Source organism: Streptomyces sp. NPDC006265 (assembly GCF_040613555.1).
Taxonomy (GTDB): domain Bacteria; phylum Actinomycetota; class Actinomycetes; order Streptomycetales; family Streptomycetaceae; genus Streptomyces.
The window spans coordinates 1-2,320 of sequence record NZ_JBEXSH010001145.1 but is presented as its reverse complement, the minus strand read 5'-3'; the positions used below and the strand labels follow the sequence as shown (position 1 = coordinate 2,320).

General features: G+C 71.3%; 4 protein-coding genes and 1 pseudogene. 3 read left to right on the top strand and 2 right to left on the bottom strand.

Features of this window, described 5'->3' with window-relative positions; translation table 11 throughout:
• Window positions 1–255, top strand: a pseudogene (locus tag ABZ281_RS46325) (pirin family protein); the annotation flags it as partial.
• A gap of 9 nt (window positions 256–264) precedes the next feature.
• On the opposite strand, the gene ABZ281_RS46320 reads toward ABZ281_RS46325, so the two are convergent.
• Window positions 265–1,080 (bottom strand): serine hydrolase domain-containing protein, encoded by an 816-nt coding sequence (locus ABZ281_RS46320; protein WP_356664519.1) that lies wholly within the window; start codon window positions 1,078–1,080, stop codon window positions 265–267.
• An 18-nt stretch (window positions 1,081–1,098) separates the two neighbouring features.
• Window positions 1,099–1,569: a GNAT family N-acetyltransferase gene (locus ABZ281_RS46315; RefSeq protein WP_356664517.1), complete on the bottom strand. Its 471-nt coding sequence runs from the start codon at window positions 1,567–1,569 to the stop codon at window positions 1,099–1,101.
• 98 nt (window positions 1,570–1,667) lie between these two features.
• On the opposite strand from ABZ281_RS46315, the gene ABZ281_RS46310 reads away from it, so the two are divergent.
• Both ABZ281_RS46310 and ABZ281_RS46305 read left to right on the top strand, forming a co-directional pair.
• Window positions 1,668–2,132 carry a MerR family transcriptional regulator gene (locus tag ABZ281_RS46310; RefSeq protein WP_355813992.1) on the top strand — a complete coding sequence of 155 codons (465 nt, stop codon included), beginning with the start codon at window positions 1,668–1,670 and terminating at the stop codon, window positions 2,130–2,132.
• Window positions 2,129–2,320, top strand: a 192-nt coding sequence (locus tag ABZ281_RS46305) for an aldo/keto reductase (protein WP_356664515.1), incomplete at its 3' end; no start/stop codon positions are given. The genes ABZ281_RS46310 and ABZ281_RS46305, both read left to right, overlap by 4 nt.

Here is a 2,320-nt window from a genome sequence, read left to right as displayed (position 1 = left end):
GTCCACGGCATCGCCGACTCGACGCCCTACGCCGTCCCCGAGGCCGGCGCGATACTGCACGTGCGGCGCCTGGGGGCGGGGGAGCGGACGGCGGTGCCGGACGGGCCGTACGCGTACGTGCACGTCGTACGGGGTGACGTCCGCCTGGACGGTGAGGAACTGGGTGCCGGTGACGCCGCCCGGATCACGGACGCCAAGGGCCTGGAGGCCGAGGGCGTGACGGAGGCGGAGCTGCTGGTCTGGGAGATGGCCTAGGGGGCTCCGCTACAGCTCCGCGAGCACCGCGTCCGTGAACGCCGGCCACGCCTCGGTCGCCCAGGGCCCGAACGCCCGGTCCGTCAGGGCCACGCAGGCCGCGCCCGCGTCCGGGTCGATCCACAGGAACGTACCCGACTGTCCGAAATGCCCGAACGTGCGCGGCGAGGACGAGGAGCCCGTCCAGTGCGGCGACTTGGAGTCGCGGATCTCGAAGCCGAGCCCCCAGTCGTTGGGGTTCTGGTGGCCGTACCCCGGCAGGACGCCCTTGGTGCCCGGGTAGTGCACGGTCATGGCCGAGGCGACCGTGCGGGGGTCCAGCAGCCGCGGAGCCTGCACCTCGGCCGCGAACCGCAGCAGGTCCTCCACCGTCGACACCCCGTCCTTGGCCGGGGAGCCCTCCAGGGTCGTCGAGGTCATGCCGAGCGGCTCCAGCACGGCCTGCCGCAGGTACTCCCCGAACGGGATGTCGGTGGCCTTCGCCACATGGTCGCCCAGCTGCTCGAAGCCGGCGTTGGAGTACAGCCGCCGCTCCCCGGGCGGGGCCGTGACCTTGTGCTCGTCGAAGGCGAGGCCCGAGGTGTGCGCGAGCAGGTGCCGGACCGTCGACCCGGTGGGGCCCGCCGGTTCGTCGAGCTCGACGGCCCCCTCCTCGTACGCGATGAGCACCGCGTAGGCGGCCAGCGGCTTGGTCACCGATGCGAGCCGGAACCGCTGTCCGGCCGGCCCGTGGGCGCCGAGGACGGTGCCGTCCGCTCGTACGACACCCGCCGCAGCGGTGGGAACCGGCCAGTTATCGATCAACGCGAGGCTCTTCAGCGACATGCGTTCGAGCCTATGCGCTCAGAGCGCGAGCTCCAGCAAAGGGTCGGGCTTGGGGCGGAAACCGAGGGAGACGTACAGCGGCTCCGCCTCCGGCGAGGCGGTGAGCTGCACACGCCGGGCACCGCGCTCGCGGAACCACTCCAGCAGGGTCGTCATGCAGGCGCGCGCGTACCCCCGGCGCCGGGCGTCCGGGTCGGTGGCGACACTGAACACGAAACCCACCATGCCCTGCGGGTCGGCCGTCTTGCCGATGCGGTAGTCGATCGTCCCGGCCACCAGGCAGGCCAGCGCCTCCGGCCGCTCCGGGTGGTCCACGACGAACGCCGCGAAGTCCCCGTCGCACTCGCCCAGTTTGGCCCTCAGGGTGGGCAGGGACTCCCCGTGCCAGGCGACGGACGGATCGGAGGCGAACATCGAGTCGATCATGACCTGGCGCAGCCGCAGGACCTCTTCGGCGTCCCCGGGCAGGGCGCGACGCACAACACTCATGAGTCCGTACGCTAACCAGCCGGATCAGGAAACGTCCTGCCGATTTCTTACCGTCCGCGCTTGCTTCGAGCGCACTCCAGGGTTCTAGCGTTGGGGTCATGACGGTGATGGAGACCACGGGGACCAGGACCGACACCTGCGCCGGCCCGCCGCAGCAGAACCGGCGCCCGGACGGCGACGACCACTACACGATCAGCGAGGTCGTCGCCTTCACCGGCCTGACGGCACACACCCTGCGCTGGTACGAGCGCATCGGCCTGATGCCGCACATCGACCGGTCCCACACCGGCCAGCGCCGCTACACCAACCGCGACCTCGACTGGCTCGACCTCGTCGGCAAGCTCCGCCTGACCGGCATGCCGGTCGCTGACATGGTCCGGTACGCGGAACTGGTGCGCGAGGGCGACCACACCTACGGCGAGCGCTTCGAACTGCTCCAGACGACCCGCGAGGACGTCTTGGCCAGGATCGACGAACTCCGGGGCACGCTCGCCGTGCTCGACCGGAAGATCAGTTTCTACGCGGACGCCGGGCGTGCCCTGGCGTCGGAGAGGTCCCGATGACGGACGGCAGGATCACGACGGCGAAGCTCGGCGACCACGGTCCCGAGGTGAGCGTCCAGGGCCTGGGCTGCATGGGCATGAGCTTCGGCTACGGCCCCTCGGACGCGGACGCGTCCCGGGCCACGCTGGAGAGGGCGCTCGAACTGGGCGTCACCTTCTACGACACGGCCGACGCCTACGGCGCCGGC